Origin of the sequence: Methylomonas sp., assembly GCF_023228165.1 — a bacterium.
GTDB lineage: Bacteria > Pseudomonadota > Gammaproteobacteria > Methylococcales > Methylomonadaceae > Methylomonas.
In genome coordinates, this window is the sequence record NZ_JALOBS010000004.1 from 13,843 (window position 1) to 36,995 (window position 23,153).

Consider the following 23,153-nt stretch of genomic DNA (forward strand, 5'->3'; position numbering starts at 1 on the left):
TTTCGCGATGCCTTGCAGTTTTTCTAGTCGAAAAACCGCCCGGCGCTACGGCTTCCAGGGACTACTCAACCTTCACTCGCTACCGCATCGTTTCCAAGGTTTCGCAGCGAATGAATTGCGGCTATTATCAAGGCTGAAATTTACCGGTATTGCTAAAGTGAACTGAAGTTTCCCAGTTTTAGTGGGGGCATCAGGGCACGTAGGGATATATTTGATAGGGTTTGCTACAGTTTACGCAAACCCTATTAAAAATCGCCACTTCCCAATGGTTGCGGCAACCAGTCTCACCAATTTCTGGGAAACATCAGTAAAGGGTATATGCGCCTCATGAATTCAAGTAATAAGCGCATAACCCACCAACTTTTTAGCATCCATGCTGGAAAATTATCATAAACCACCCGTTCCATGAACCAACTAGGCCTCTGGGCAGCCTTCCATCTTGTAGATGTAAAAGCCATGCTGCCGGATATCGTCAATGACATTTGTCGGTGCTTTCTGGCTGTGACAAAAGCGACATTCGTTACTGGAGACCTGCGCAGCCGTTTCATTAATGGAATCCAGCCATTTTTTGGCATAGCCAATGGCCTTTTCTTGGTTATTTTCGGATGTAAACACATCAAAGTGCATGGTATGGCCATCGCTAGCGGTGACATAAGTATCGAAAACATGAATTTCCATACGTTCCTCCTTTCGGTGCTGGAATTTTATCTGGGATTGAAGATCATTATTCCCATAATGTTGTATTTTAATTTTGAACGATTACGCCCGACTGAACAATAATGACCATCTGATACTTTTTGCTTCAACCAGTACAAAAAATACACACAGATGATGAATAAGCAGACGGTCAAAGTGGTTGCTAAATCATCGGTTTGCGCGGGTACATCACCTAGCGGCATGAACGAAGATTTGATAAGGCTAGGGCGATGGTTCGAATGCGACACAGCCATACTACCCCCTAAGTCACAATAGTGGTCGCCTCAAATTTTTAGAACCCTTTAAATTTGAGATAAAAAAATGATTACTCCGAAAAAACAGTATTCTGACGAGTTCAGAGAGCAAGCCCCGGCGAATGGTTATAGTCGTGGCAAGCGCCGCCACGATTAGCGTCCTGAAGAACGCTTGCTGGCACTCCATGAAAGGCATGGTTTGACCGACGAGGCCCTGAATGCCTAGTGTCGGCAACGTGGACATTTGCATATCAACAAGCGCAGCGGAAAGGCGACTTTTGTGCTGTCACCCGCTCCCGTTCAGGCGGCGATAACAGCCCAACCCTGCGCAGTCTGAAAGCCGAGAATCAACGCCAGGAACGCGAACTCAATCGTAGGCACAAAGCCTTGGCTGATGCCGCGGCCCGCCAAGACCAGGCCAGTGCCGTGTTGGATTTGAGTCCGCGCAACTTGCAACGTTGGCAAGCCGGTGAAACCCTGAGCGAAGACCAGCGGCCGCAGCGGCAATACACCCCGCCGCATACGCTGACCGAGGCCGTGCGAGCCGCAATCCTGGTCCGTGGCCAATGCCGCTGAATTTGCGGATTTGCCACCCAGCCAGATCGTCCCGCTCCTGGCCGATCAAGGCATATATTTGGTGTCGGAATCGACGATCTATCGCATACTGAAAGCCGCCTAGCAACTGAAAAATCGCCGCAATGAACGCCCCAGTCAACCGCGTACCAAGCCCAAAGCACTGAACGCTGCCGCGCCCAATCAACTCTACAGCTGGGACATTACCTATCTTGCGACCGCTATCAAAGGCCAGTTCTACTATCTCTACCTGTTCCTCGATATTTTCAGTCGCCAGATCGTCGGCTGGCAGGTATTTGAGGCAGAAAGCAGCCGATACGCCAGCGAGCTGTTACGGGATATTTATTGGCACGAAGGTCTGCGACCTGGGCAAGTCATCCTGCATTCCGATAACGGTAGCCCTATACCCAAAGGGTACAAGTAAAAGGCGCCACCATGCTGGCCACCCTGCAACTGCTGGGCATCTGCCCTCACTCAGTCGACCGGCGGTAAGCAATGATAATCCGTACTCGGAATCGCTGTTCAAAACCTTGAAATATCACCCGCAATACCCGTTAAAACCGTTTGCAGACCTAGTCGCCGCCCGGCAGTGGGTGGCCGACTTGGGGCAATGGTACAACCACGAACATCGACATAGCGCCATTGCTTTTGTGACCCCGGCCCAACGCCATGCCGGATTGGACGAGGCGCTGTTGAATCAACGCAGCGCGCTCTATGAAAATGCCCGCAGCCAAAATCCGCGGCGCTGGAGTCAAAGTACCCGCAACTGGAACAGAATCCATACCGTGCATTTAAATCCAGATCATGCCGAAACCCAAAACAACTCGACCCAGGAAGTCGCTGTACCAGACAAATTAGCCGCATAAAATTTTACATTGAGGTGACAACCAGCTTGAAATTTTCCGCTTACAACTGGATAGACAGCGGCTTGATATAGCCAGGACTTTAACGTTTGAATTGCTCGACCAGTTGATTCAAACGGTCGGCTAATTGCACCAATTCATTGCTGGCTGCGTTGGTTTGCTCCGCGTCATTGGCAGTGCGGTCGGTCAGGTGACTGATATTGGCCACGCTTTGGCTGACATGTTGCGCCACCTGATTTTGATTGTCGGCGGCTTCCGCCATTTGTGCATTCAACCGGCGGATATGCGTGACGCGCTCGGCAATCAGGCTCAAACCTTCGTCGGCACTCTGTACCTGAGAGCGGCGCTGTTCGGCGCTTTCTTTGGCATTCTCCATCACGGCCACGGCATCCTTGGCTTCGTGTTGCAGCTGGGCGATGATTTTTTCGATTTCTTCGGTGGCTTGATGTGAACGGGTGGCCAGGGTTCTAACCTCATCGGCTACCACGGCAAATCCGCGGCCTTGTTCGCCGGCTCGGGCGGCTTCGATAGCGGCATTTAACGCCAATAAATTGGTTTGTTCCGCCAGGCCTTTAATTACATCCAGTACGGCGCCTACGCCTTTGCTTTTCTCGTCCAAGCGTTTGATGACATCCGAAGCGCGTTCAATCTCCGAGACCAGTTCGTAAATACCATCGATGGCATTTTTCGTGGTGGCGGCACCGCTAGCTGCTTGGTGATCGGCCTCAATGGAGGCTTGCGAAGCGCCGCCGGCACCGGCACGTACGTCGCGTACCGAGGATTCCAGTTGCTGTATGGCTTGCAATACCGATTCGGTTTCATGGCGTTGCTGTTTGGCCGCTTCGGTCGTTTGTCGGGCTACGCCGGATATTTTTGATGTGGCTTTGCTCAGTTGCTGACTGGTTTCGGAAACATGGCATAAACTGGTGGCGAAATTGTTCAGCATGGCGTTGAAGGAGGTGCTGAGCTGGCCGATTTCATCGTTCGAGTTGATCGTCAGCCGTTTACGTAAATCGGCGTTTTGGCTAATCAGATTCATGGTGTCGCGGATTTCATTTAAGGGATTGACGACAATCTTACGCATCAGTAAGGTAATTAACAGCATTCCGGCTATGAACAGACCGCCGGCAATGGCGCTGGCTATGGCGAAATTCTGATTGATCGTATCGTGCAGGCGGATCAATGAATAATTGACGCGTACCGCACCCAGTATGGTGCCTTCCGAGACGGCATGGCATGTTAGACAGTTGGTGCCCTTAAAATTGCTGCTGGCGACGATGGGCTCGACAACGACGATGCTGTCGCCACTTTCGCTACTGATTTGTTTGCTGACGGCCTTGCCGGATAATGCGCTTTGATCCAGATTGTCAATAGGAAGTTGTTCGTCCGAACCGGGTCCAAAGCTATCGACAATGGCTTTGCCTCGAATCAAGCGGGCGTCCATAACGTCGTCGTGCGAGCGAATTTTTTCGCGCAGAACGTGGCTTTGGGTCATGGAGCCGGATAGCATCATGGCATTTAGTCCGTCAAAATAGCTGTTGGCTATGTCGCGGGCTTTCTCGGTGGCCATGGCTTGCGCCATTTGTTTTTGCCTGTCGACCATAAACAGCAGGCTGACGGACATTAACAACAGGAAAACACTGGCAATGCTTAGCAGAATTTTGGTTTGAATGGAGGTGGGGTTATCCATGAGTGCTCGCTATCAAGTTTGGATATAAATAATCTTTCAGTATCAAGAATAGTGCAATTAGTCCCGCATGATGGCATTGCGGCGGTCTGATTGTTTCAATATGCCGCCCAGTATCCACATTTGATACATGGAGACCGACCACATAAAGGCAAAAGAAATACCCAGGCCAAAGCCGGCAACAATGACCAGCCAGGCGAAATGCGGATTCAATTTGGTTAGCCACCAGGATGCTATGTCGATCAATAAAAACAGATAAGGCATAACGATGGCCGGATACTTGTAGCAACAGGGCACTCCGGTGCTAAAACTGAAGATGAGGCCGACAAACATAAAGATAAAACTGATCCCGAATAAATGAATATGCGAAAGCCGGGTCAGCGACTGAAACGTGGCGCCTTCGCTGGATTCGGCCACTTTTTGCAGATTCGCGAATTGAGCAAAATCCGGTATGGAACCCGCGCCGGCGTTATGGCACATCAGGCAGTTTTTTTCGACTATGGGTTTGATATTGGTGTCGTAATCCTGTTCCGATGCGCCATCTCGCACCCATTGAATGATTTTGAAACGGTCATCGTCCGGGGCATTGAATTTCATGGAACCGTTCAGTTTGGATTCTAAAACCGAGCCGGAACGGTCGCCGTAATAACTGTAAACAATATCGTTTAATGACAAACCGAATTTTCCATCCGCCATGCCGTGGGTAAACAGAATTTGAATTAGCGCCATGATGTATCCGGCGGCGATGGTAGTCAGATAGCCGGTGAATAATAATTTGATCGAGGTGCCGAAACTGATCAGATTGGCGCCTTTGTAGGCATATTTAACAGGGACGTTGCATTCAGAAGACATAAAAATTCCGCGAATGAGGTTGCAATCAGAATAGGCCAAGCGGGCCAAGCAGAGCCCGCTTGGAGTTTAGCGGCAGCAGGTATTAATTCCTGATGTTTTGATAGTAAAAACCCAGTTCTTCGATTTCCTGGTCGCTTAAGGTTTTTGCAATTAAACGCATACGGCGATAGATGTCGTTATGGCGTTCGCCGTTTTTGAACGCATTTAATGTGGCGGAGGTGTATGCCGCATTTTGACCGGACAAGCCGGGCATATCCATGACTTGTCCCTTGCCGTCGCTGCCGTGACAGACTTCGCAAGGTGGCAATACCCGGTCACGGCTGCCTTTTTTCACCAAGTTCTCGGCTTTTTCGTACACCATGGGGCTGCGGGACTGGAAGGCGGGCGGTTGAGAAGCAAACCAAGCCGCCAAGTCGGCGGCGTCCTGTTGGCTTAGCCCTTGGGCAATCGCATTCATCATCGGATCTTGGCGATCACCGTTACTATAATCTTGTAGCTGTTTATAGAGGTAAGTCGCTAGTTGTCCCGCCAATGAAGGATTGTTAGGTGAAATACTGATACCTTTTTCACCATGGCAGCCGCTACAGGTTTTGGACAGTTGCTCGCCTTTGGTCGGGTCGCCTGCCTTGACGAAATTGAGTTGATCCGCTGTCCATGCCACTTGCGAAGAAGGCTGGGCGGAAGCGTAAATCGGCAGACAAAGTGCCGCGGTTAGTATGATTTTTTTCATGATCAGACCCCCCATCTGCCTGAACCAAAGGTTTCCATCAAGAAGAATTGCAAAATCGGATAGCCGAATGCAATCAGCATGAATACCGCAATCACGATGTTCCACACCTTAAAACTGTTCAGGTATTCGGGTAGATCGGTTGGGGCATGAATCGGCTCGGCGTATTCGATTTCACCTTGATAGGTTTCGGTGCCGATCTGAGTTTTATATAGATTGTAAATCAGCAAGCCTGATGAGTAGAGCAGTACCGCACCGCCGAAAATCATGATGGCTTCATAGGGTTCCCAGGACAGAGTCAGTAGGTTGTTGTAATTCACACTATCGATCCGGCGGGGTTGGCCCAACAAGCCTAAAATATGCCAGGGCGTGGTCATGATCATCATGCCGATAAACCAAGTCCACAGCTGAGTAAGCGCCAGGGATTTGCAATATAACGGTTTACCACTCAACACGGGCCAAAAATAATAGGCTATCCCGAAGTACATGATGACGGTTGTGCCGCCAAAGATCAGATGAAAGTGGCCGGGTACCCAGGCGGTGTTGTGCACCATGGCGTTCATCGCGTAACTGGCATTGATCAGTCCGCCGAAGCCGCCTAGTATCAACATCAGCAAGCCTAGAACCATGGCCAGTACCATGGGATTGGTCCAGGGCAGGGCGGCGATCCAGCCAAACAGGCCTTTGCCGCCATTCAAGCGGCCGGCTATCTCCAGCGAGGCAATCACGGTAAAGCCGGTGATGAACGTCGGCAAGGTTACTATAAAGGTGCCGACACCATGTAACAGCTTCCAGCCGTGGCTTTGTTCGGGGTCCATGTACAGATGGTGGAAACCGATGGGCAGACTGAAAACCACCAATAAAATGAAGGCTGCCCGGGCCATTTCATCGCTAAACAAAAAGCCGCCGGCCTGCTTGGGTACCAGGCAGTAAAACGCCGTATAGGTGGGTATCAGCCAGAAATACACGATAGGATGCAAGGTCCAGGCGAATAGCGTTCTCGCCAAACCGTCGTCGATAGTGTCTACCCAGCCCAAGGCCCATGGAATCAACTGAAACAGTACCTCCATCGCGACTCCGGCACTGGTCCACAGCCATAAAATGGCATTGGCCGTGGTCGCGAACATTGCCAACGGCACCGGTTGGCCGGGATTGGCATTCTTCCACTGCACGTGCATCACGATCATGGACACGCACCAGAACCAAGAGCCGACAACCAGCAAGGTGGCGCCTATGTAAAACATCGGATGGGCTTTCATCGGCGGATAAAAGGTGTACAGCACCGAGGCCGCGCCGCCCAATAACGGCAATGCCGCCATAACGACGCCGGTCAATGCCACCCAGAAACCCGTCCAGGCGAAAGTTTTATTCCATACCGGTAGCTTTAGGCTGCTGGTGGCGACGTAATATCCGAAGCCCATGATGAAAAAGGTAGTCAGTACAAAACCCATTAATACCCCGTGGGTGCTGACCGATGCGTAATAAACTTCGCGCGATTCCAGAAAACCGAAAAAGCCGCTACGCTCGACGACTTGATAAAGGCCCATCACGGCGGCTAAGGCAAACGCGCCGAACGCCACCCATAAATGCACCAGCGCTAATTTTTTCTCCATAGCATTATTCATGAGTTGCTCCCCCTTGATTGTTCATGTCGGCCCACTGCGCTTTACTGACGACTTTCAGATTGCTCCACATGTGCGCATGGCCCATGCCGCAATATTCGTTACATAGCAGTGGATAATCGCCGGTGTGGTGGAGCACGGTATTTACCTGCGCAACATAACCGGGCACGATCATGGTGCTCATGTTGGTCATCGGAATGTGAACGCCATGGATGACGTCGAGGCTGACCCAGCGAAAAGTCAGGCTGGTTTCGGCCGGCAATACCATGGTTTTGGGATAAAAACCGTAACGCCCGGCTACCATACGGACGGTAATGCTGCCGTCGGGATTACGCTGTGGGCCGAGATTATCTTCGGCAAATTCTTCGGAAAGGTGTAGCCGAGCCGAGTCGATGGTTTCCACATTGCTGGGTGCGTGAATACCGTGAAACAATGCAGATCCCAGTATTATCGCAACAAATAGGCCGGCAATACCTAGTGAAATACCGGCCCATTTTTTTTCTAGTCGATCGATATGCATGATAGCCCCCTAGCCGATATGGCCGCGGGGTAAAAACACCCCGTAGTACATCAGTAACCAGGCGATGACCATGCCGCCGCCGACAATCAACATTAACGCCCAGGTGCCGACAGGCGAGCTTGCCAGGATTTTTTTGCGCTCTTCTTCGCTAACCGAATTCATATCCTTTCCTCTTGTATGCATGATAATTAGGAATCAAGTGGCAAGAAACGGCTGGAACAGCTTAAAGCAAATCATTCTTGGTGATGACTTTACCATTTCATTGCTGGGGCAATCATACAGCCAAGCTCTTGCTAATCCAAAAGAAACTATTAAGGTTTTTATAAGCTTGTGTGGGGTTTTTACAGGAAAGTAATGGGTCAGGTTTTATTAGGCGCTTGTCACCTGAGCGGTTTGAGAGCGTTTAGAGATATTTGTAGTTTAAATTTAACGTAATAAACGTTGTGGGCAAGCCGGTGGAATTGTTATCAACATTACTAGTCTTTTTTAATCCGTAGCGCCTCGCTAAAGGTTAAAAACCGGCCTTTGTAACGATCGCCGTTTTCCAGGAATTTATCGGCGTTACGCATGCTTAAGCCATAACCCAGGGTATGCATGTGTTTACAGAAATCCACCCTGTTACCCCGATCGGGGTCTACGATTATAATTTCCGCCGAGGGTGCGGCATGTCGATGGATATAAGCGGCCAGTTGACCTGGCTGTTGGCGTTCATAGAGTAAGTCGCTACCGATGATCAGATCGAACTCGCCCAGCTCTGAATTCAGTTCGGACCAATCGCTTGCTTCAAACTTTATGGGGCCTAATCGATTCAGTAGCAGGTTTTTGTTCAAAAAATCCTGGCTCAGCGGGTGCCAATCGCTGACGGTAATATTCCCACCCCGGCCATGGATCACCAGGCTGGCCAAACCGAGTCCGGCACCGATTTCCAGAATGCGTTTGCCGGCCAAATTAAAGCTATCCATGGCCAGCGCCAATACCCGTGCCGATGGCCAAATTTGTCCGAATAACGACCAACTGGTAGAGGAAAGACCGGCTTGTTCCGCTTCGCCGTGAGGGTCGGAATATTGTTGTAAATCGAGTAAGGAACGAATCAGGTAGTCGGTGCCGCCGATATTGACGGCCTCGTGTTTGACTTGGTAACCGGGCATGAACAACTCTTGTATTTGAAGTCTGGGGATCAGGAAAGATCTGATCGAACGGGCACAAAACTTAAATTGAGAGTCATGCGGGCCGAAAAGGCGTGAGGAAACAAACTGAACTGCTTTGATAGCTAGGGTACCACGCACTAGGGCGTTATGCCCGATTAATGGCTTGCGACGCTATGTCGCGGTTTGAATTGGGCTGGTGAATTAGGGCTGATGGAAGATTCCAATGCAACGGGATCAGGTATGCGAAGTCATACTTACTTAGCGGTACCCGACCCCATCGGTTGTTATTTTAGACTAGCGTTTATGCCGTTGGCTAAGGATGGACTTTAGATGGCGTCCACGGCTTTGCCTACTTTTCGGTCATCGCATCGGCGGCTTCGGCGGCTTTGGATTTTACGCTTTCAGCTGCGGCTTCAGTAGCAGTGGCGGCTTTTTCTGCCGCGGATTTTGCACCCTCAACGGCCGCAGTCGCTGCGTCGCTGGTAGCGGTGGCCGCTGATTGGGCGGCGTCGACGGTTGCATCCACTGCTTGGCCGGCGGTGTCTTGTGCTGCGGTTGCCGCGCTTTCGGCGGCTTCGGTGGTAGCGGATGCGGCATCGCCGGCGGTGTCGGAGACGCTTTCGACTGCGCTGTTTAGGTTATCCGCCGCGCCGCTGACGGCTTCTTGAGTTTGGGTTTGGACAGATTCAAGCGTCTCGCTGATAGGATTGGCAATGCCGGATTGTGGCGTGGTTTCCGCTGCAGGCGCCGCGGAAGTGGTTGCTGTGCTGGAGTCTTGCTCACAGCCGGCTAAAAGCAAAAAGCTGCATGCACTGGCAGTAAATAGCGATTTAATTTTCATGGGCCTACCTCGGTTATTGTTATGGGACTAAAAAATCTTGCCCAAAGAATAGCCACTTTTAGCATTAGATTGAAAAACCATGCATATTCTTTCTAATACCAAGCAGCTTCTATGGGAAGCGTTAAGCTTGGTTGTAAGTATAAGAGAGCCTATCTTAACTGCAGATTAAAAAACAGGTCGAGTTTTATTTTAGATTTAGCAGCAGATAATTTTGTTTTTAGCCATTTTGAATTTCTGTCAGTTTAAAACTTTGGATAGTGATGGCGGATAAAACGGTATTCGGGGTAGCCCTTTCTCGTTGCGATGACATTCGGCTTGCTATAATACAAAACTTTTTGAAATTCATCGGACCGTAAATGATGGACGTTAAACACTATATGCAGCAATTGGGGCAACAAGCCCGGGCGGCGGGACGAGAAATCAGCAAGGCCGACAGCGGGCGTAAAAATCTGGCCTTATTGAAAATTGCCGACGCCATCGCTGCCGGAGGCACCGAATTGAGCAGCGAAAACCGTAAAGATTTGCACGCCGGTCAAGCAAACGGTTTGGATGCGGCGTCGTTGGACAGGTTGGAACTGACGCCCGCGCGCATCGCCGCCATGGTGGAAGGGCTTAAACAGGTGGCTGCGCTGCCCGACCCGGTGGGGGAAATCACCGGTTTGAATTATCGGCCCAGCGGCATACAAGTTGGACAGATGCGGGTACCTTTGGGCGTCATCGGCATTATTTACGAATCGCGGCCCAATGTGACCGTGGATGCCGCCGCATTGTGTTTAAAATCGGGTAATGCCTGTATTTTACGCGGCGGTTCCGAGTCCATTCATTCGAATCGCGCCATTGCCGCCTGTATCGCTCAAGGTCTGATAGATGCAGGGTTGCCGCAGCAAGCCGTGCAAGTGGTGGAAACCACCGACCGGAGCGCGGTTGGCGAATTGATTACCCTGAAAGACTATGTCGATGTGATCGTGCCGCGCGGCGGCAAAAGTTTGATCGAGCGTATCAGCAACGAAGCCACGATTCCGGTCATCAAACATTTGGACGGCATCTGCCACGTTTATATCGACGGCAAAGCTGATCTGGATAAAGCGGTGGCCATCGCCATGAATGCCAAGACCCATCGCTACGGGGTTTGCAACGCCATGGAAACCTTGCTGGTGGCGGAAAGCATCGCCGGGAAAGTGTTGCCGATATTGGCGGCACAATATGCCGAGAAAGGCGTGGAATTGCGCGGCTGTTTAAAAACCTGTTCGTTGGTCAAAAATGCAGTGCGGGCCACGGAAGACGACTGGCATACCGAATATCTGGCGCCGATTCTATCGATAAAAATCGTGACCGGCATTGACGAAGCCATTACCCATATCAATAACTACAGTTCCGCGCATACCGAAAGCATCGTTACCGAGGATTATACGTTGGCCCGGCGGTTTTTGCGGGAGGTTGACTCCAGTTCGGTGATGGTGAATGCCTCTACCCGCTTTGCCGACGGCTTCGAGTACGGTTTGGGCGCGGAAATCGGTATCAGTACCGACAAACTGCATGCCAGAGGCCCTGTCGGCCTGAATGGTTTGACCTCGTTAAAGTATATCGTGCTGGGTGACGGACACATTCGCCAATAATGATAGGGATATACGGCGGTACTTTTAACCCGGTGCATTTCGGCCATTTACGCACGGCGTTGGAAGTTAAGGAGTTGTTTGATCTGCAACTACTCAGCTTGATACCGTGCCGATTGCCCGCGCACCGGCAGCAGCCTGATGTCGATGCCGAAATGCGTTTGGCGATGTTGAAGTTGGCCAGTGCGGATATGTCGGGTTTTTACGTAGACCGCCGCGAACTGGACAGGGAGGGTCCGTCGTATATGGTCGATACCTTGGCTACATTACGCGAGGAATATCCACAAACCGGCTTGATACTGTTTATCGGTCTGGATGCCTTTGCCGGCTTAAGTACTTGGCATCAATGGCAACGGTTATTCGATTATGCCCATCTGGTGGTAATGACCCGGCCGCAGTGTGCCAGATCCGATTTGCCGGTATTTTTACAGCAGCGGGTTTGCGCGAATCGCGATTCGTTGCGGCAACAAAGGGCGGGGCTATTGTTTTTTCAAACTGTTACCGCACTGGATATCTCAGCAACCACCATACGAACCCTGATTGCCGCGGGCCGCAATCCTAAATTTTTACTGCCGGATGCTGTAATTAGCTATATCCGGCGCCATCAACTTTATTTATCCTCAGAACAGGACAGTGAATGCAAGCAGAACAACTCTTAAAACTGGTCGAAACCGAGCTCGACGAGCGTAAAGCCCATCAAGTCGCCACTCTGGATGTGCGCGGTAAAACCAGCATTACCGATTTCATGGTGGTCGCCACCGCCACCTCGACCCGGCATGCCAAGTCTTTGTGCGATTATGTGGTGGAGAAGATCAAGGAAAACGGCGTACAGCCTTTGGGTGTTGAGGGCGAGTCGGGCTCCGATTGGGTGTTGGTGGATTTGGGCGATGTGGTATTGCACGTGATGACCGGACAGGCCCGCGAGTTTTACCAGCTGGAAAAACTGTGGTCGGTCGCCGGCGATAAAGACAAGCAATAACGCCGCTAGTGTTTCATGCTTGGCCTTACTCAAGAAAAATTGTTTTCAGCCGATGACTACTGCATACAAGTAAGGGGGCTCTATGACACGCTATCCATCATTTATATTCGCTTTGCTGATAGCGGTGACTTTAACGGGTTGTGCCGCTTTAAACTGGCGAGATGAAGCGGTAACCAGCAAAACACTGCTAGCCGACGGTTACAGTCGGTTTGACGACAGCGGTCGACTCAATGTGAATAACCGCTGGCTGTCCGCGCAGCAGGTCGCCAAATTAAATGCCTACCGGGGCTTGGCCGATCAACTGTATTTCGAGCCGTTGGCCGAGAATAAAACCGTAGGTTCGCAGGTGATCAGCCACGAGGTTTATCGGGTTTATCTGGATATTTATCTGCGTTCGGCGCAGGCTACCGATTATCGAACCGTCCGAGACAGTTTGAAAACCACCCTGAAACTCACCTTAACCCCGCGTTTTTATCAATGCATGCGCGGCGATGCGGTACAGGCCAAACAATGTATTCAGGAAGACAACAAATTGGCGTATAGCAGACTGGGCTACAAAACCGCATTGACGACCAGTGCCAATCTGGCTTGTGGCACTATCGATTGTAGCGACCAGTTTGCGGTAGGCGGTTTTTCCAAGGACCGCAATCCAGTGGATAGTCTGTTACTGAATGTTGGGCTGTACGATATGGAATGGATAGCCAATACCGGTGCCCGCACGTTGTTCAATCAACTGTTGATTAATGGGTTTATTAATGCGCTATAAACTAGGACTGACAGGGCTTTTGCTGACGATGTTGGTCGCCTGTGGCGGCACAAACAACACCCGCTCGCAGGCTGAGGCGATTAGCCAGCGGCAGGCTACCGTGCAAGGTAGTGCCGTCATTACAGGCGCGGGCGTGGATCAAGCCAGACAAGAGGCGATTAACGACGCCATAGCCAATGCCTCTTTACAATTAAAGCGCTCCGGCTCGGAGTCGTTACTGGCCAGCGATATTAAAGTGGTGGATGAATGGCAGGAGGGCAATACTTATCATGTACAGGTATTGGCGGTGCTGGCACAACAACATGCCTGCCATTCGCCCTATCGTAAGACCATTGTCGCAACGGCCTTTCCGGTTATGAATGCCGATCAGGTCAATGGTAACGAAAGTCAGGATTTGTTTAGCGGCATTCCCCGGGAAATCGGTAACCGCTTAATGGAAAGCGGCGATTTTATCGCTCGCAATTTGACCAGTACCTCGCTTTATCAAAATCGGCCTGATTTGGCGCCGGAAATCATGCTCAACGGCATTATTGTCAATTCCGCGATTTTGGATGTGGCCAGGCGGCAGAATGCCCAGTTGGTACTAGCCGGCGTAATTCGGGATTTTAAGGTCGAATCCACCCAATACGTGCGGGGTTCCGGAGTGCTCGCCGAACTCAAATCGGTGATGCGCGATTACATAGCCAGACGTAGCATCGGTATCGATGTGTTTGTTTATGACGGCTTTACCGGCGCACTGCTGTTTCAGCACCGCTATACCGACTCGATATTAGGTGATGTCTCGTTACCGTCAGGCTACACCGTTGGTAGCGAACGCTTCGATTCGACCTCGGCCGGACATAAAATCACCCAAATCATTGCCATGGCCAGCGACGATATCAAGGACTTGTTCGGCTGTTACCCGTTTGCGGCTCGGGTAAGCCGGGTGGAAAACAATCGGATCTACATCGCTGCCGGGGCGCAGGATAAAATTAAAGTCGGCGATCGATTTAAGGTTTACTCGGTGGATACTTACGCGTCTTCGGTCGGCATGGGCTTTACCGACCCGGTCGGCATCATGGTCCTCACCGACGTGGGCCCGTCCATGGCGGCCGGCAATCTTGAAGGTGGCGGCCAGTACCAAGTGCGCCCAGGCGACTGGGTGCGTAGTGTCGAGATGCCGTGACTTCGTTTCCTGCTGCTGCGAACCTGTAGTTGCCAAGATTTTTCAGACATTAAAATCAAGTGTGCCGCTTGAGGGCGGTTACCGTCATTGCCGGCCTGCAGAATGAACAATCTATCTGGGATATACATCCGTCATAAGCTCTGATTCGGCGGCAAGCCGGCTGAATTTTTATCAGACAGCTCCTTAAACGCTGCAAAGGTATTTTGAAGAAACACGAGTAAGGCAGTTAGTCGGGCGGATTGATATTGTTTGCTCGGATAAATGACATACAGCGGGATTTTCTCACAGCTTGCTCCGGGAAATAAATCGATCAATCGGCCTTCGTTGAGATCGTTATCAATATCGAAGCGGAATTTATAGGCAATCCCGTGACCTTGTAAGGCCCACTTGCGTACTAATGCGCCATCATCGGCGGCGCGGTCGCCATAGACCGTCACTTCTGTTGTTTTTTCCTGAAATACTACCCGCCAGCGATTAAATAGTTCGCCATTTCGGTAATAACAGATACAGTTATGCTGGCGAAGCGCCTCAATGCTGTCCGGTTGTCCATGGCGTTCAATATAGCCGGGTGCGGCACAAATCACCCTGTCGTTATCGCTTAGTTTTTTGGCAATCAGATTGGAGTCTCTCAACACCCCATAGCGAAGCGCCACATCCAGCGGATTCTGATAGAAATCCTGAACCGCATCCGACAAATGCATAATCAGGCTGATCCTGGGATGCTGGCGGCGAAAGGGTTCCAATATTTCGTCCAAACGATCGCGCCCCAAATCAGAGGGCGCCCCCAAATGAATCTCACCGGAAAGATCGATTCGACGTTGCTGCAACACCGCAATACCTTCATCGAGTATTTGCAAGGATTGTTCGCAGTACGTTAAAAAATCCTCACCGGCCTGAGTTAAGCGTAACCAGCGGGTCGAGCGCTCGAACAGCTGGGTGTTTAACTGCCGCTCCAAGCGCTTAAGTGCTGCGCTGGCGGCGGCTGGCGTAATGCCCAGCAGTTTTGCCGCACGGGTAATGCCGCCACTTTTGCTGATGCGAATGAATAAATGAATGTCGGCAAAATTCAGCATGGCAGATTCATTTCAAAATAATTTCAAAATAATTTTGATATTAAATCAACTAATCAGGCTATTGCCAATAAATAGGGTGGTTATTAAACTGCACTTCACGTTCCAGTGACTGTAACTCTTTTGAGGAGTGATTTATGAGCCCGCTTTTCACCCCATATAGCATCGGTGGCCTAACCCTGACCAACCGCATTGTGATCGCACCAATGTGTCAATATTCCGCCCGGGACGGCGAAGCCAGCGATTGGCATATGATGCATCTGGGTAATTTGGCGATGTCCGGTGCTGGCTTGCTGATTATCGAGGCCACCGCCGTTGAGCCGGTAGGACGTATTTCTCCTGGCGATTTAGGGCTTTGGTCGGATGCCACCGAAGCGGCTCTGGGAAAAGTAGTGCAAGCCGTACGTCGCTATTCTGCCATGCCGATTGCCATTCAGCTTGCTCATGCGGGCCGCAAAGCATCGACTGCGGTGCCTTGGGAAGGCGGTCGCCAAATCGGAGCTGAGCGGGGCGGCTGGGCAACCGTCGCACCTTCCGCGCTGCCCTATTCACCCGACGAGGCCGACCCGATAGCGCTTGATCAAGCTGATTTAGCGCGTATATTACAAGGCTTCGTTTCCGCCGCACAACGCGCGCATCGATTGGGCATTCAGGCCATAGAGATACATGCCGCGCACGGCTATTTGTTACACCAGTTTTTGTCGCCGCTATCCAACATGCGTACGGATGAATACGGCGGTTCGATGGAAAACAGGATGCGTTTTCCATTGGCGGTATTTGATGCGGTAACAGCCGCCATGCCGAATAGTATGCCGGTCGGCATGCGTATTTCAGCGACCGACTGGGTGGAAGGCGGCTGGAATTTGCAGCAGAGCGTTGCCTTTGGACACGCTCTGCGCAAGCGCGGCTGCGCCTATATTCATGTGTCCAGCGGTGGCCTTTCACCGTTGCAACAGATCCCGGTGGGGCCTAATTACCAAGTGCCCTTGGCGGAATCCCTACGCACCGAAACCGGTTTGCCGACGATCGCGGTCGGTTTAATCACCGAGCCCGATCAGGCCGAAGCCATTATTGCCAAAGACCAAGCGGATATGGTTGGTCTGGCGCGCGGCATACTCTACGATCCGCGCTGGCCCTGGCATGCAGCGGCTACACTGAATGCCCAAGTGGTTGCGCCGCCGCAATACTGGCGCTGCCAACCGCGCGGTTTAAAGTCGCTGTTCGGCGATATGACTATGCGTTAGTGTCAATCTTTCACCGAACCAGTAGCGTCTCCATTTTTTGCGGGAGTCGTTTTGAAAAGCAAGCGTATTTACCTGCTTTACTAACCATCCTACAGAGCTTAAAGGAGTCAGATCATGCTTGAAGTTCGTGCCGCTAATCGTCGAGGTATCGCTAATTTAGACTGGCTGTTTTCTCGACACACATTTTCCTTTGGCCATTATTACGATCCGCGGCAAAGCGGCTTTTCGGATTTACTGGTGATAAACGAAGACATAGTCCAGGCGGGTAAAGGCTTTGCTACGCATCCGCACCGTGATATGGAAATATTCACCTATGTCATTGACGGTGCGCTGGAACATAAGGATTCAATGGGTACCGGATCGGTGATCGAAACCGGTGATGTCCAGCTCATGAGCGCGGGAACCGGCATTACCCATAGCGAATTCAATCATTCGCAGACTGAATTAGTCCACTTTTTGCAAATCTGGCTAGTCCCGGATAAGAAAGCCGTACAGCCGAGGTATCAACAAACCCACTTTAATCAGGCGGAAAAGCAAGGTCGGCTGCGCTTGATTATTTCGCCCGATGCCGCGGATGGGGCCTTGTCGCTGCATCAAGATGCGCGGGTTTATGCGGGCTGTTTCGACGCGGACCAACAGGCACGGTTGGCGCTTGCGGATAATCGCTATGCCTATGTTCAGGTGGTACGCGGCAGTTTAACGGTTAATGGCACGCCGCTAAACGCAGGCGATGGCGCACGTATCCGCAACGAACGCCAAATCGACCTAAAACAAGGCCGGAATGCCGAGGTGTTGGTGTTTGATTTACGCCCCCATGAACTACCTGCTGATTAGCCGGTGATGAACACAGCGCCCTCAACACCGCCTCATAACGAGCAAGTGTTTTTTGTCATCCGGCATCGGCTTAAAAAAGGCAAGGACAAACACCAGCAATACGAAGACTGGTTAGGCAGAATTGTGCCTAAAGCGGCCGGTTTTCCGGGACATTTAGGTGTGCAAATCGTCCGACCGCCTGATGGACACAATGAATACCTGATCGTGGTGCGTTTTGCCAGCATCCATGATTTGCAGTTCTGGCAGCAATCACGGGAACGCAAACAATTGATTAGGGAAATCGCCGCCGTTTTGGATAGCGAAGAAGCGATTGATATCAAAACCGGGATCGATTACTGGTTTACCCCGCCGACTGTCGGTAAACATCCGCGCCGTTGGAAACAGTGGCTGGTGACGACTTCGGTGATTTGGCCTTTGACCATGTATGTCCCGCCCGCGATGGAGCCTGTGTTTTTTAGGTATCCGGAACTGGGTGAATTCGGCATTCGGCAAGGTGTGTCGGCATTGGTGATAGTCGGTTTGGTTGTGTATCTGATCATGCCGATTTATGTCCGCCTGATTGCCCAATGGTTTTTTAAGCATTAAAAGTAATGCTATTTTTGCACATTGCCGTTTATCGGGCGCTTCGGCGCTACCGGGTTTTGTAACCCGGTTGCTTTGGTTTTAAGTCCGGAGCGGGGTGGTTGAGCATAACGTTACCGATGGGCTTATCCGTCCGGCCTTTAAGGCCGCAAGTATTTATAGGATAGCTAAAGCGGTAGCGAATGAATTCCGCGAAAGCCCGGTAACTCACGTAACGCACTGTTATTTCGTCCAGCTGAAAAACTGTGAGTTGTGAAACGATGCCGTTATGCGCGCATCAAGAGTAGTTCAAGTCCATTCTATCGCCGTACGCCGGCCATTTCGCAATAGAGAAGACTTGTTATATTGGCTTCAATCGCGCTTGTTTGAAACGTCGAGCGCCGTTTTCATTCGGGTCAATCGTTACAATCGATGCTGTTTGGTGTTGAGCGGTTTGTTGTATAGGCGACAATGTAAAATAGGGTTTATGAAATAAAAATACTTATATTTCAGTTGCTTATAAATTACTGGTCACTTGGTATAGTCTGTGCTTATTCACATTGTACAAACAAGCGAGGTGACTTTTATGGAACTGCCAGTATTAAACGAACAACCCGCAGCAAGCGCAGGCGGCTGCTCTTCCCATTCTTGCGGCACTAGCGATGATCAGCTAGGCCATTTGTCAGACGATATACGCGCCAAGGTGGAAAACCACCCGTGCTATTCGGAAGACGCTCATCATTATTTTGCCCGCATGCACGTTGCGGTAGCGCCGGCCTGTAATATCCAATGCCATTATTGTAACCGCAAATACGATTGTTCCAACGAATCGCGTCCAGGCGTTGTGTCAGAGCTGTTGACGCCGGACCAAGCCGTCAAGAAAACCATGGCGGTCGCGGCCAATATTCCGCAAATGACGGTATTGGGTATTGCCGGCCCAGGCGATCCGCTGGCCAATCCGGAGCGGACGTTCGAAACCTTCCGCAGACTGAGCGAAGATGCACCCGACATCAAATTATGCGTTTCGACTAACGGTTTAGCTTTGCCGGAATCCGTCGAAGAGCTGTCCAAACATAACATCGATCACGTGACGATTACGATCAACACACTCGATCCGGAAATCGGCGCGCAGATTTATCCTTGGATTTTCTGGGAAAACAAACGCATACACGGTGTCGAGGGTGCGCGGATTTTGATCGAACAACAGCAGAAAGGTCTGGAAATGCTGGCGGCCAAGGGTATTCTGGTCAAAGTCAACTCGGTGATGATTCCGGGCGTTAACGACAAACATCTGGCGGAAGTCAGTAAAGTCGTCAAGGCCAAAGGGGCTTTCCTGCACAACGTGATGCCGCTGATTGCCGAAGCCGAACACGGCACATTCTACGGTGTGATGGGGCAGCGCGGGCCGACCCAGGATGAACTGATGGACCTTCAGGATGCCTGCTCCGGGGATATGAACATGATGCGCCATTGCCGGCAATGCCGCGCCGACGCGGTTGGTCTATTGGGCGAAGACCGTGGCGACGAGTTTACGCTGGATAAAATCGAAGACATGGAAATCGATTATCAAGCGGCGATGGAAAAACGCAAAGTCATTCACGAAGCGATTGCCGAGGAAATGCACAGCAAACGTAGCGCCAAAGAGGATGCAGCGGCCAAACATGCGGCCTCGAAAAAGCTGGATACCCGCCCGGTATTGATGGCAATTGCCACCAGCGGCCAAGGTGTGATCAACCAGCATTTCGGCCATGCCAAGGAATTCCTGATCTACGAAGCGTCGCCCGATGGCGTCCGTTTCATGAGCCACCGTAAAACCGACTTGTATTGCAGTGGCGATGATACTTGCGGCGACGGCGAAAGCGTCTTGCAACGCACCATCCGGGCGCTGGAAGGTTGCGAAACGGTGTTGTGTTCCAAAATCGGTTACGAGCCTTGGGATTTGCTGGAACAAGCCGGCATTATGCCTAACGGCGAGCATGCGATGGAGCCTATCGAAGAGGCTGTGATGGCGGTGTATTTAGAAATGGCCGCGGCCGGCAAACTGGATGAGGCGAAATCGGCAGAACGCGCCACGGCGTAGGCTGGTAGCCCGGCCCGGCAAACTCAGGTTGCCGGGCCGCTACCGTTGGGCTTTTATAGCTTTAGGGCAAACCCAACCTGAATAGGTTAATCAATCCACGACATATAGGATGAATCATTATGGCTTTAAAAATCATTGATACCTGCGTCAATTGTTATGCCTGCGAACCGTTGTGTCCCAGCAAAGCAATCTATAAAGCCGAGGCGTATTTTCTGATCAATCCAAAAAAATGCACCGAATGCGTGGGCGACTTCGATGTGCCGCAATGCGCCAGTATTTGTCCTATCGAGGGTGCGATATTGGATTCCGCCGGCATCGCGATCAATCCGCCCGGCTCATTGACCGGTATTCCGCCGGAAAAAATGGCCGAAGCGATGGCAGAACTTCAAGCACATTGACGGCCATGGCCATCGTTCACTTTTACGAGAAACCGGGCTGTTTCAATAACGCTCGGCAAAAGCAGATACTGGTGGCTGCCGGTCATCTATTGGTTGTGCACGATTTGTTGCAGTTTCCCTGGAAGGACAACCGCCAACGGTTACGTTCTTTTTTTGCCGATTTACCGGTGCCGCAGTGGTTCAATAGCAGCGCGCCGGCCATTAAATCGGGTGAACTCGATCCGCTCACCGTCAGCGAGACCCAGGCCATTGAATGGATGGTCGCTAATCCCATCTTGATCCGGCGTCCGCTGCTGGAAGTGGATGGCAGACGGCGGGTGGGTTTCGATATCGATAACATTGATGCCTGGCTGGGCTTGGCTGAGGCGAAACCGCATGCCAACCTCGATCTGGAAACCTGCCCGAAACTGCATCAGACTCAGGCCTGCCAGCCATGAACAGCGTGATTCTGCATAACCCCGAGGGCCAACCTCAAGCCGTGGCTTTATCGGAAAGGGTGCACTGGATCGGCGCGCTAGACCCCAATCTGAGAACGTTCGACATCATTCTCAAAACCGCCAATGGCACCAGCTATAACGCTTACATTGTGCGTGGCAGTGATGGGGTGGCGATTATTGATACCGTCAAGGAAGGCTTTGGAAACGACTTTTTCGCCCGCCTTGAAAGCGTGGCGGATTACGCTGAAATCAAGGTAATTGTGCTGAATCATCTGGAACCTGATCACACCGGCGCTTTGCCTGAATTAATGCGACGGGCGCCCCAAGCACAATTATTCATTTCCCAAAAAGCCCAGTCGATGTTGAAAGGCCTGTTAAAACAGGAACAACTCAGCTTTACCCCGGTACTTACCGGCGATTCTGTGTCGTTGGGTGACCGCAGCTTACAATTTTTGCACACGCCTTATTTACACTGGCCTGATACGCAATGCACCTATGTGCCGGAAGAAAGTATGTTGTTTTCCGGTGATGTGTTCGGCTGTCATTTTTGCGATAACCGCTTGTATAACGATCAGGTCGGCGATTTCCGGTTCTCTTTCGAATACTACTATGCCCACATCATGCGGCCTTTCAAGGAGTACGTGGTGCGGGCGTTGGAGTTGATCGAGCCCCTGCCGCTGACACTGATTGCGCCTACCCATGGTCCGATTCTGCGCGACCGCCCGCAACGTTACGTGCAACGGTATCGACAACTATCCAGCTCGGCCTTGCATAGCGAAATTAGCGCCCAGCAAAAAACCTTATTGATTTTTTACATCAGCTCTTATGGCAATACCAAACGTATGGCAGAAGCCATTTATCAGGGGGCGATGCAAGTAGAAGATGTGCGAGTTTCACTCTACGACCTTGAAGGCAGCGAAGTGGGACCTTTCGTGGATCTGATTGAGGAAGCCGACGGTTTAGTGTTCGGCACCCCCACCATCAATGGCGATGCGGTCAAACCGATATGGGATTTGTTGTCTTCACTGACAGTCATTAATTTAAAAAGCAAGCTGGGCGGAGTGTTCGGCTCGTACGGTTGGACCGGCGAAGGGGTACGGTTGGTAGAGGATAGGCTGCGCGGGTTGAAACTGCGGGTGCCGATACCGGGGTTGCGGGTGAAATTGATCCCCACGGATGACGAAATCATCGAGTGCAAGGCCTTTGGCCTGGAATTGGCCCAGGAGCTAATGGGTTTACGGGAAGCCAAGGTGATTAATTTCGCCGATTTGGCTTGAGGCTTTTTCAAGTCAGGCCAAGTGCATAAAACTCGGTAAAGCGCGTTCCGGTTGATCCGCCACAAGCAGCGCCGGAACGAACCATCAGGAAGTTACAACGAAAAGGTTGCCCATTATCAAAACCAATGAGTTTGCTGCATAAGCAAACAACCCCGGTGCACGGATGAACCGGGCAAATCATTGCCGCAGGGCAATGAAAAATCGGGAATTGTACGATTCCAACATGGAAATGCGTCGGATTAGGCGGTTTCCTAGATTTATTTTTTACCATTATGGAGTGTCAAAAATGGCCAAATCGACCATTACTTTTGAAGATATCAATGTCACCGTTACCGTGCCGGCGGGGACTCGGATTATAGAAGTGTCCGAAAAAGTCGGCTCGGCGATTACTTATGGTTGCCGCGAAGGCGACTGCGGAACTTGCCTGATGAAAGTCACCGAGGGCTGGAATCATCTGAGCGAACCATCGGTGCTGGAAGACAAAATTTTGCGGGAAAACATGGCCGGCAAACACAATCGGCTGGCGTGCCAGGCCCAAGTGTTGGGCGGTACTATTTCCGTCAAACCCGTTTAATTTAGTGAGGACTATTTTATGGCTTTAGTAACATTTACCAGTCCGGAATATCGTGATAAAACCGTCTACGCAGTGGCTGGCAGCCATACGCAATCGGTTTTGAAACTGGCTCTGGAAAACAAAATTCCGATTAACTTTGAATGCGAAGACGGCGAATGCGGCACTTGCCTGGTCAAGGTATCCAGCATCGACAACAAGCTGCAACGTATGGGCGGCCCGTTAACCGAGAAGGAAAAAACCATTCTGAAACAATTGGGTAAAGTGACTCAGGCGGAATTGGAAAAAATGATTGTTGATGACCTGCCGTCCGAGTGGCGTCTGGCCTGTCAGATGATCGTGCGCGACGAAGACATACGCGTCGAGTATTAATTC

General features: G+C 51.2%; 28 protein-coding genes. 18 read left to right on the forward strand and 10 right to left on the reverse strand.

The features are described 5' to 3' along the window. Positions 1–414: 414 nt before the first annotated feature. Complete coding sequence (locus M0R33_RS03920) at positions 415–678, reverse strand: DUF2024 family protein (protein WP_292565377.1); 264 nt, start codon at positions 676–678, stop codon at positions 415–417. 497 nt (positions 679–1,175) lie between these two features. On the opposite strand from M0R33_RS03920, the gene M0R33_RS03925 reads away from it, so the two are divergent. The 3 genes from M0R33_RS03925 to M0R33_RS03930 all read left to right on the forward strand — a co-directional run bounded on the left by M0R33_RS03925 (position 1,176) and on the right by M0R33_RS03930 (position 2,389). Then, positions 1,176–1,526 carry a hypothetical protein gene (locus tag M0R33_RS03925; RefSeq protein ID WP_292565379.1) on the forward strand — a complete coding sequence of 117 codons (351 nt, stop codon included), beginning with the start codon at positions 1,176–1,178 and terminating at the stop codon, positions 1,524–1,526. A gap of 160 nt (positions 1,527–1,686) precedes the next feature. Further along, positions 1,687–1,947 carry a DDE-type integrase/transposase/recombinase gene (locus M0R33_RS24375; RefSeq protein ID WP_366043068.1) on the forward strand — a complete coding sequence of 87 codons (261 nt, stop codon included), beginning with the start codon at positions 1,687–1,689 and terminating at the stop codon, positions 1,945–1,947. Positions 1,948–1,987: 40 nt separating this feature from the next. Next, positions 1,988–2,389, forward strand: a complete 402-nt coding sequence (locus M0R33_RS03930) for an integrase core domain-containing protein (RefSeq protein WP_366043070.1) — start codon at positions 1,988–1,990, stop codon at positions 2,387–2,389. A gap of 79 nt (positions 2,390–2,468) precedes the next feature. Here the strand turns inward: M0R33_RS03930 and M0R33_RS03935 are convergent, their stop codons facing one another. The 6 genes from M0R33_RS03935 to M0R33_RS03960 all read right to left on the reverse strand — a co-directional run bounded on the left by M0R33_RS03935 (position 2,469) and on the right by M0R33_RS03960 (position 7,956). Then, positions 2,469–4,076 carry a methyl-accepting chemotaxis protein gene (locus tag M0R33_RS03935; protein ID WP_292565386.1) on the reverse strand — a complete coding sequence of 536 codons (1,608 nt, stop codon included), beginning with the start codon at positions 4,074–4,076 and terminating at the stop codon, positions 2,469–2,471. A gap of 57 nt (positions 4,077–4,133) precedes the next feature. Beyond that, positions 4,134–4,925 carry an elongation factor-1 alpha gene (locus M0R33_RS03940; protein ID WP_292565388.1) on the reverse strand — a complete coding sequence of 264 codons (792 nt, stop codon included), beginning with the start codon at positions 4,923–4,925 and terminating at the stop codon, positions 4,134–4,136. An 82-nt stretch (positions 4,926–5,007) separates the two neighbouring features. Continuing rightward, positions 5,008–5,655 carry a c-type cytochrome gene (locus M0R33_RS03945; RefSeq protein WP_292565390.1) on the reverse strand — a complete coding sequence of 216 codons (648 nt, stop codon included), beginning with the start codon at positions 5,653–5,655 and terminating at the stop codon, positions 5,008–5,010. 2 nt (positions 5,656–5,657) lie between these two features. Continuing rightward, complete coding sequence (locus M0R33_RS03950; protein ID WP_292565393.1) at positions 5,658–7,277, reverse strand: b(o/a)3-type cytochrome-c oxidase subunit 1; 1,620 nt, start codon at positions 7,275–7,277, stop codon at positions 5,658–5,660. Beyond that, positions 7,270–7,794, reverse strand: coding sequence for a cytochrome C oxidase subunit II (locus M0R33_RS03955; RefSeq protein ID WP_292565395.1), 525 nt, complete (start codon positions 7,792–7,794; stop codon positions 7,270–7,272). The genes M0R33_RS03950 and M0R33_RS03955 overlap by 8 nt, the downstream gene beginning before the upstream one ends. A 9-nt stretch (positions 7,795–7,803) precedes the next feature. Continuing rightward, positions 7,804–7,956: a hypothetical protein gene (locus M0R33_RS03960; RefSeq protein ID WP_292565398.1), complete on the reverse strand. Its 153-nt coding sequence runs from the start codon at positions 7,954–7,956 to the stop codon at positions 7,804–7,806. Positions 7,957–7,993: 37 nt separating this feature from the next. Here M0R33_RS03960 and M0R33_RS03965 point away from each other — a divergent pair, with 37 nt between their 5' ends. Continuing rightward, positions 7,994–8,149, forward strand: coding sequence for a hypothetical protein (locus M0R33_RS03965; RefSeq protein WP_292565401.1), 156 nt, complete (start codon positions 7,994–7,996; stop codon positions 8,147–8,149). A gap of 121 nt (positions 8,150–8,270) precedes the next feature. Here the strand turns inward: M0R33_RS03965 and M0R33_RS03970 are convergent, their stop codons facing one another. Together M0R33_RS03970 and M0R33_RS03975 are read right to left on the reverse strand one after the other, a co-directional pair. Then, positions 8,271–8,942, reverse strand: coding sequence for a methyltransferase domain-containing protein (locus tag M0R33_RS03970; protein WP_292565403.1), 672 nt, complete (start codon positions 8,940–8,942; stop codon positions 8,271–8,273). Positions 8,943–9,291: 349 nt separating this feature from the next. Continuing rightward, positions 9,292–9,783, reverse strand: coding sequence for a hypothetical protein (locus M0R33_RS03975; RefSeq protein WP_292565406.1), 492 nt, complete (start codon positions 9,781–9,783; stop codon positions 9,292–9,294). 359 nt (positions 9,784–10,142) lie between these two features. On the opposite strand from M0R33_RS03975, the gene M0R33_RS03980 reads away from it, so the two are divergent. The 5 genes from M0R33_RS03980 (at position 10,143) to M0R33_RS04000 (ending at position 14,306) form a co-directional block, all read left to right on the forward strand. Beyond that, the gene (locus M0R33_RS03980; protein ID WP_366043072.1) at positions 10,143–11,399 is read left to right on the forward strand and encodes a glutamate-5-semialdehyde dehydrogenase; all 1,257 of its coding nucleotides are present in this window, start codon (positions 10,143–10,145) and stop codon (positions 11,397–11,399) included. Continuing rightward, a complete protein-coding gene (nadD, locus tag M0R33_RS03985) occupies positions 11,399–12,055 on the forward strand; it encodes a nicotinate-nucleotide adenylyltransferase (RefSeq protein ID WP_292565410.1) in 657 nt (218 codons plus the stop codon). Before M0R33_RS03980 ends, nadD begins: the two co-directional genes overlap by 1 nt. Further along, positions 12,034–12,375 carry a ribosome silencing factor gene (gene rsfS, locus M0R33_RS03990; RefSeq protein ID WP_292565413.1) on the forward strand — a complete coding sequence of 114 codons (342 nt, stop codon included), beginning with the start codon at positions 12,034–12,036 and terminating at the stop codon, positions 12,373–12,375. The genes nadD and rsfS overlap by 22 nt, the downstream gene beginning before the upstream one ends. Before the next feature lie 82 nt (positions 12,376–12,457). Next, entirely contained in the window at positions 12,458–13,141 is a 684-nt protein-coding gene (locus tag M0R33_RS03995) for a hypothetical protein (RefSeq protein ID WP_292565415.1), read from the forward strand. Further along, a complete protein-coding gene (locus M0R33_RS04000) occupies positions 13,131–14,306 on the forward strand; it encodes a flagella assembly protein FlgT middle domain-containing protein (protein ID WP_292565418.1) in 1,176 nt (391 codons plus the stop codon). Before M0R33_RS03995 ends, M0R33_RS04000 begins: the two co-directional genes overlap by 11 nt. Before the next feature lie 131 nt (positions 14,307–14,437). Here M0R33_RS04000 and M0R33_RS04005 read toward each other — a convergent pair whose 3' ends face one another. Further along, positions 14,438–15,379 (reverse strand): LysR family transcriptional regulator, encoded by a 942-nt coding sequence (locus M0R33_RS04005; RefSeq protein WP_292565421.1) that lies wholly within the window; start codon positions 15,377–15,379, stop codon positions 14,438–14,440. Between the two features lie 134 nt (positions 15,380–15,513). On the opposite strand from M0R33_RS04005, the gene M0R33_RS04010 reads away from it, so the two are divergent. The 9 genes from M0R33_RS04010 to M0R33_RS04050 all read left to right on the forward strand — a co-directional run bounded on the left by M0R33_RS04010 (position 15,514) and on the right by M0R33_RS04050 (position 23,150). Next, positions 15,514–16,620, forward strand: coding sequence for an NADH:flavin oxidoreductase/NADH oxidase (locus tag M0R33_RS04010; protein ID WP_292565424.1), 1,107 nt, complete (start codon positions 15,514–15,516; stop codon positions 16,618–16,620). 114 nt (positions 16,621–16,734) lie between these two features. Then, entirely contained in the window at positions 16,735–17,454 is a 720-nt protein-coding gene (locus M0R33_RS04015; RefSeq protein ID WP_292565427.1) for a pirin family protein, read from the forward strand. Positions 17,455–17,460: 6 nt separating this feature from the next. Next, a complete protein-coding gene (locus M0R33_RS04020) occupies positions 17,461–18,039 on the forward strand; it encodes an antibiotic biosynthesis monooxygenase (protein WP_292565430.1) in 579 nt (192 codons plus the stop codon). A 562-nt stretch (positions 18,040–18,601) separates the two neighbouring features. Further along, entirely contained in the window at positions 18,602–20,095 is a 1,494-nt protein-coding gene (nifB, locus tag M0R33_RS04025) for a nitrogenase cofactor biosynthesis protein NifB (protein ID WP_292565434.1), read from the forward strand. A 119-nt stretch (positions 20,096–20,214) separates the two neighbouring features. Further along, entirely contained in the window at positions 20,215–20,493 is a 279-nt protein-coding gene (locus M0R33_RS04030; protein WP_013818294.1) for a ferredoxin, read from the forward strand. Positions 20,494–20,498: 5 nt separating this feature from the next. Further along, positions 20,499–20,930: an ArsC/Spx/MgsR family protein gene (locus tag M0R33_RS04035; protein ID WP_292565445.1), complete on the forward strand. Its 432-nt coding sequence runs from the start codon at positions 20,499–20,501 to the stop codon at positions 20,928–20,930. Further along, positions 20,927–22,207 carry an FprA family A-type flavoprotein gene (locus tag M0R33_RS04040; RefSeq protein ID WP_292565448.1) on the forward strand — a complete coding sequence of 427 codons (1,281 nt, stop codon included), beginning with the start codon at positions 20,927–20,929 and terminating at the stop codon, positions 22,205–22,207. The genes M0R33_RS04035 and M0R33_RS04040 overlap by 4 nt, the downstream gene beginning before the upstream one ends. A gap of 286 nt (positions 22,208–22,493) precedes the next feature. Continuing rightward, positions 22,494–22,781: a 2Fe-2S iron-sulfur cluster binding domain-containing protein gene (locus tag M0R33_RS04045; RefSeq protein ID WP_013818297.1), complete on the forward strand. Its 288-nt coding sequence runs from the start codon at positions 22,494–22,496 to the stop codon at positions 22,779–22,781. Positions 22,782–22,799: 18 nt separating this feature from the next. Next, positions 22,800–23,150: a 2Fe-2S iron-sulfur cluster binding domain-containing protein gene (locus tag M0R33_RS04050; protein ID WP_292565452.1), complete on the forward strand. Its 351-nt coding sequence runs from the start codon at positions 22,800–22,802 to the stop codon at positions 23,148–23,150. Positions 23,151–23,153: the final 3 nt, after the last annotated feature.

Bases quoted from the DNA above. Each gene is read 5' to 3' on its own strand.
- rsfS (WP_292565413.1), top strand. From the start codon at position 12,034: ATGCAAGCAGAACAACTCTTAAAACTGGTCGAAACCGAGCTCGACGAG.
- M0R33_RS03940 (WP_292565388.1), bottom strand. From the start codon at position 4,925: ATGTCTTCTGAATGCAACGTCCCTGTTAAATATGCCTACAAAGGCGCC.
- M0R33_RS03950 (WP_292565393.1), bottom strand. From the start codon at position 7,277: ATGAATAATGCTATGGAGAAAAAATTAGCGCTGGTGCATTTATGGGTG.
- M0R33_RS03980 (WP_366043072.1), top strand. From the start codon at position 10,143: ATGGACGTTAAACACTATATGCAGCAATTGGGGCAACAAGCCCGGGCG.
- M0R33_RS04020 (WP_292565430.1), top strand. From the start codon at position 17,461: ATGAACACAGCGCCCTCAACACCGCCTCATAACGAGCAAGTGTTTTTT.
- M0R33_RS03975 (WP_292565406.1), bottom strand. From the start codon at position 9,783: ATGAAAATTAAATCGCTATTTACTGCCAGTGCATGCAGCTTTTTGCTT.
- M0R33_RS03920 (WP_292565377.1), bottom strand. From the start codon at position 678: ATGGAAATTCATGTTTTCGATACTTATGTCACCGCTAGCGATGGCCAT.
- M0R33_RS04000 (WP_292565418.1), top strand. From the start codon at position 13,131: ATGCGCTATAAACTAGGACTGACAGGGCTTTTGCTGACGATGTTGGTC.
- nifB (WP_292565434.1), top strand. From the start codon at position 18,602: ATGGAACTGCCAGTATTAAACGAACAACCCGCAGCAAGCGCAGGCGGC.
- M0R33_RS04005 (WP_292565421.1), bottom strand. From the start codon at position 15,379: ATGCTGAATTTTGCCGACATTCATTTATTCATTCGCATCAGCAAAAGT.
- M0R33_RS03935 (WP_292565386.1), bottom strand. From the start codon at position 4,076: ATGGATAACCCCACCTCCATTCAAACCAAAATTCTGCTAAGCATTGCC.
- M0R33_RS03970 (WP_292565403.1), bottom strand. From the start codon at position 8,942: ATGCCCGGTTACCAAGTCAAACACGAGGCCGTCAATATCGGCGGCACC.
- M0R33_RS04015 (WP_292565427.1), top strand. From the start codon at position 16,735: ATGCTTGAAGTTCGTGCCGCTAATCGTCGAGGTATCGCTAATTTAGAC.
- M0R33_RS04050 (WP_292565452.1), top strand. From the start codon at position 22,800: ATGGCTTTAGTAACATTTACCAGTCCGGAATATCGTGATAAAACCGTC.
- M0R33_RS04040 (WP_292565448.1), top strand. From the start codon at position 20,927: ATGAACAGCGTGATTCTGCATAACCCCGAGGGCCAACCTCAAGCCGTG.
- M0R33_RS04035 (WP_292565445.1), top strand. From the start codon at position 20,499: ATGGCCATCGTTCACTTTTACGAGAAACCGGGCTGTTTCAATAACGCT.
- M0R33_RS03955 (WP_292565395.1), bottom strand. From the start codon at position 7,794: ATGCATATCGATCGACTAGAAAAAAAATGGGCCGGTATTTCACTAGGT.
- M0R33_RS03945 (WP_292565390.1), bottom strand. From the start codon at position 5,655: ATGAAAAAAATCATACTAACCGCGGCACTTTGTCTGCCGATTTACGCT.
- M0R33_RS04010 (WP_292565424.1), top strand. From the start codon at position 15,514: ATGAGCCCGCTTTTCACCCCATATAGCATCGGTGGCCTAACCCTGACC.
- M0R33_RS04045 (WP_013818297.1), top strand. From the start codon at position 22,494: ATGGCCAAATCGACCATTACTTTTGAAGATATCAATGTCACCGTTACC.
- M0R33_RS03960 (WP_292565398.1), bottom strand. From the start codon at position 7,956: ATGAATTCGGTTAGCGAAGAAGAGCGCAAAAAAATCCTGGCAAGCTCG.
- nadD (WP_292565410.1), top strand. From the start codon at position 11,399: ATGATAGGGATATACGGCGGTACTTTTAACCCGGTGCATTTCGGCCAT.
- M0R33_RS04030 (WP_013818294.1), top strand. From the start codon at position 20,215: ATGGCTTTAAAAATCATTGATACCTGCGTCAATTGTTATGCCTGCGAA.
- M0R33_RS03995 (WP_292565415.1), top strand. From the start codon at position 12,458: ATGACACGCTATCCATCATTTATATTCGCTTTGCTGATAGCGGTGACT.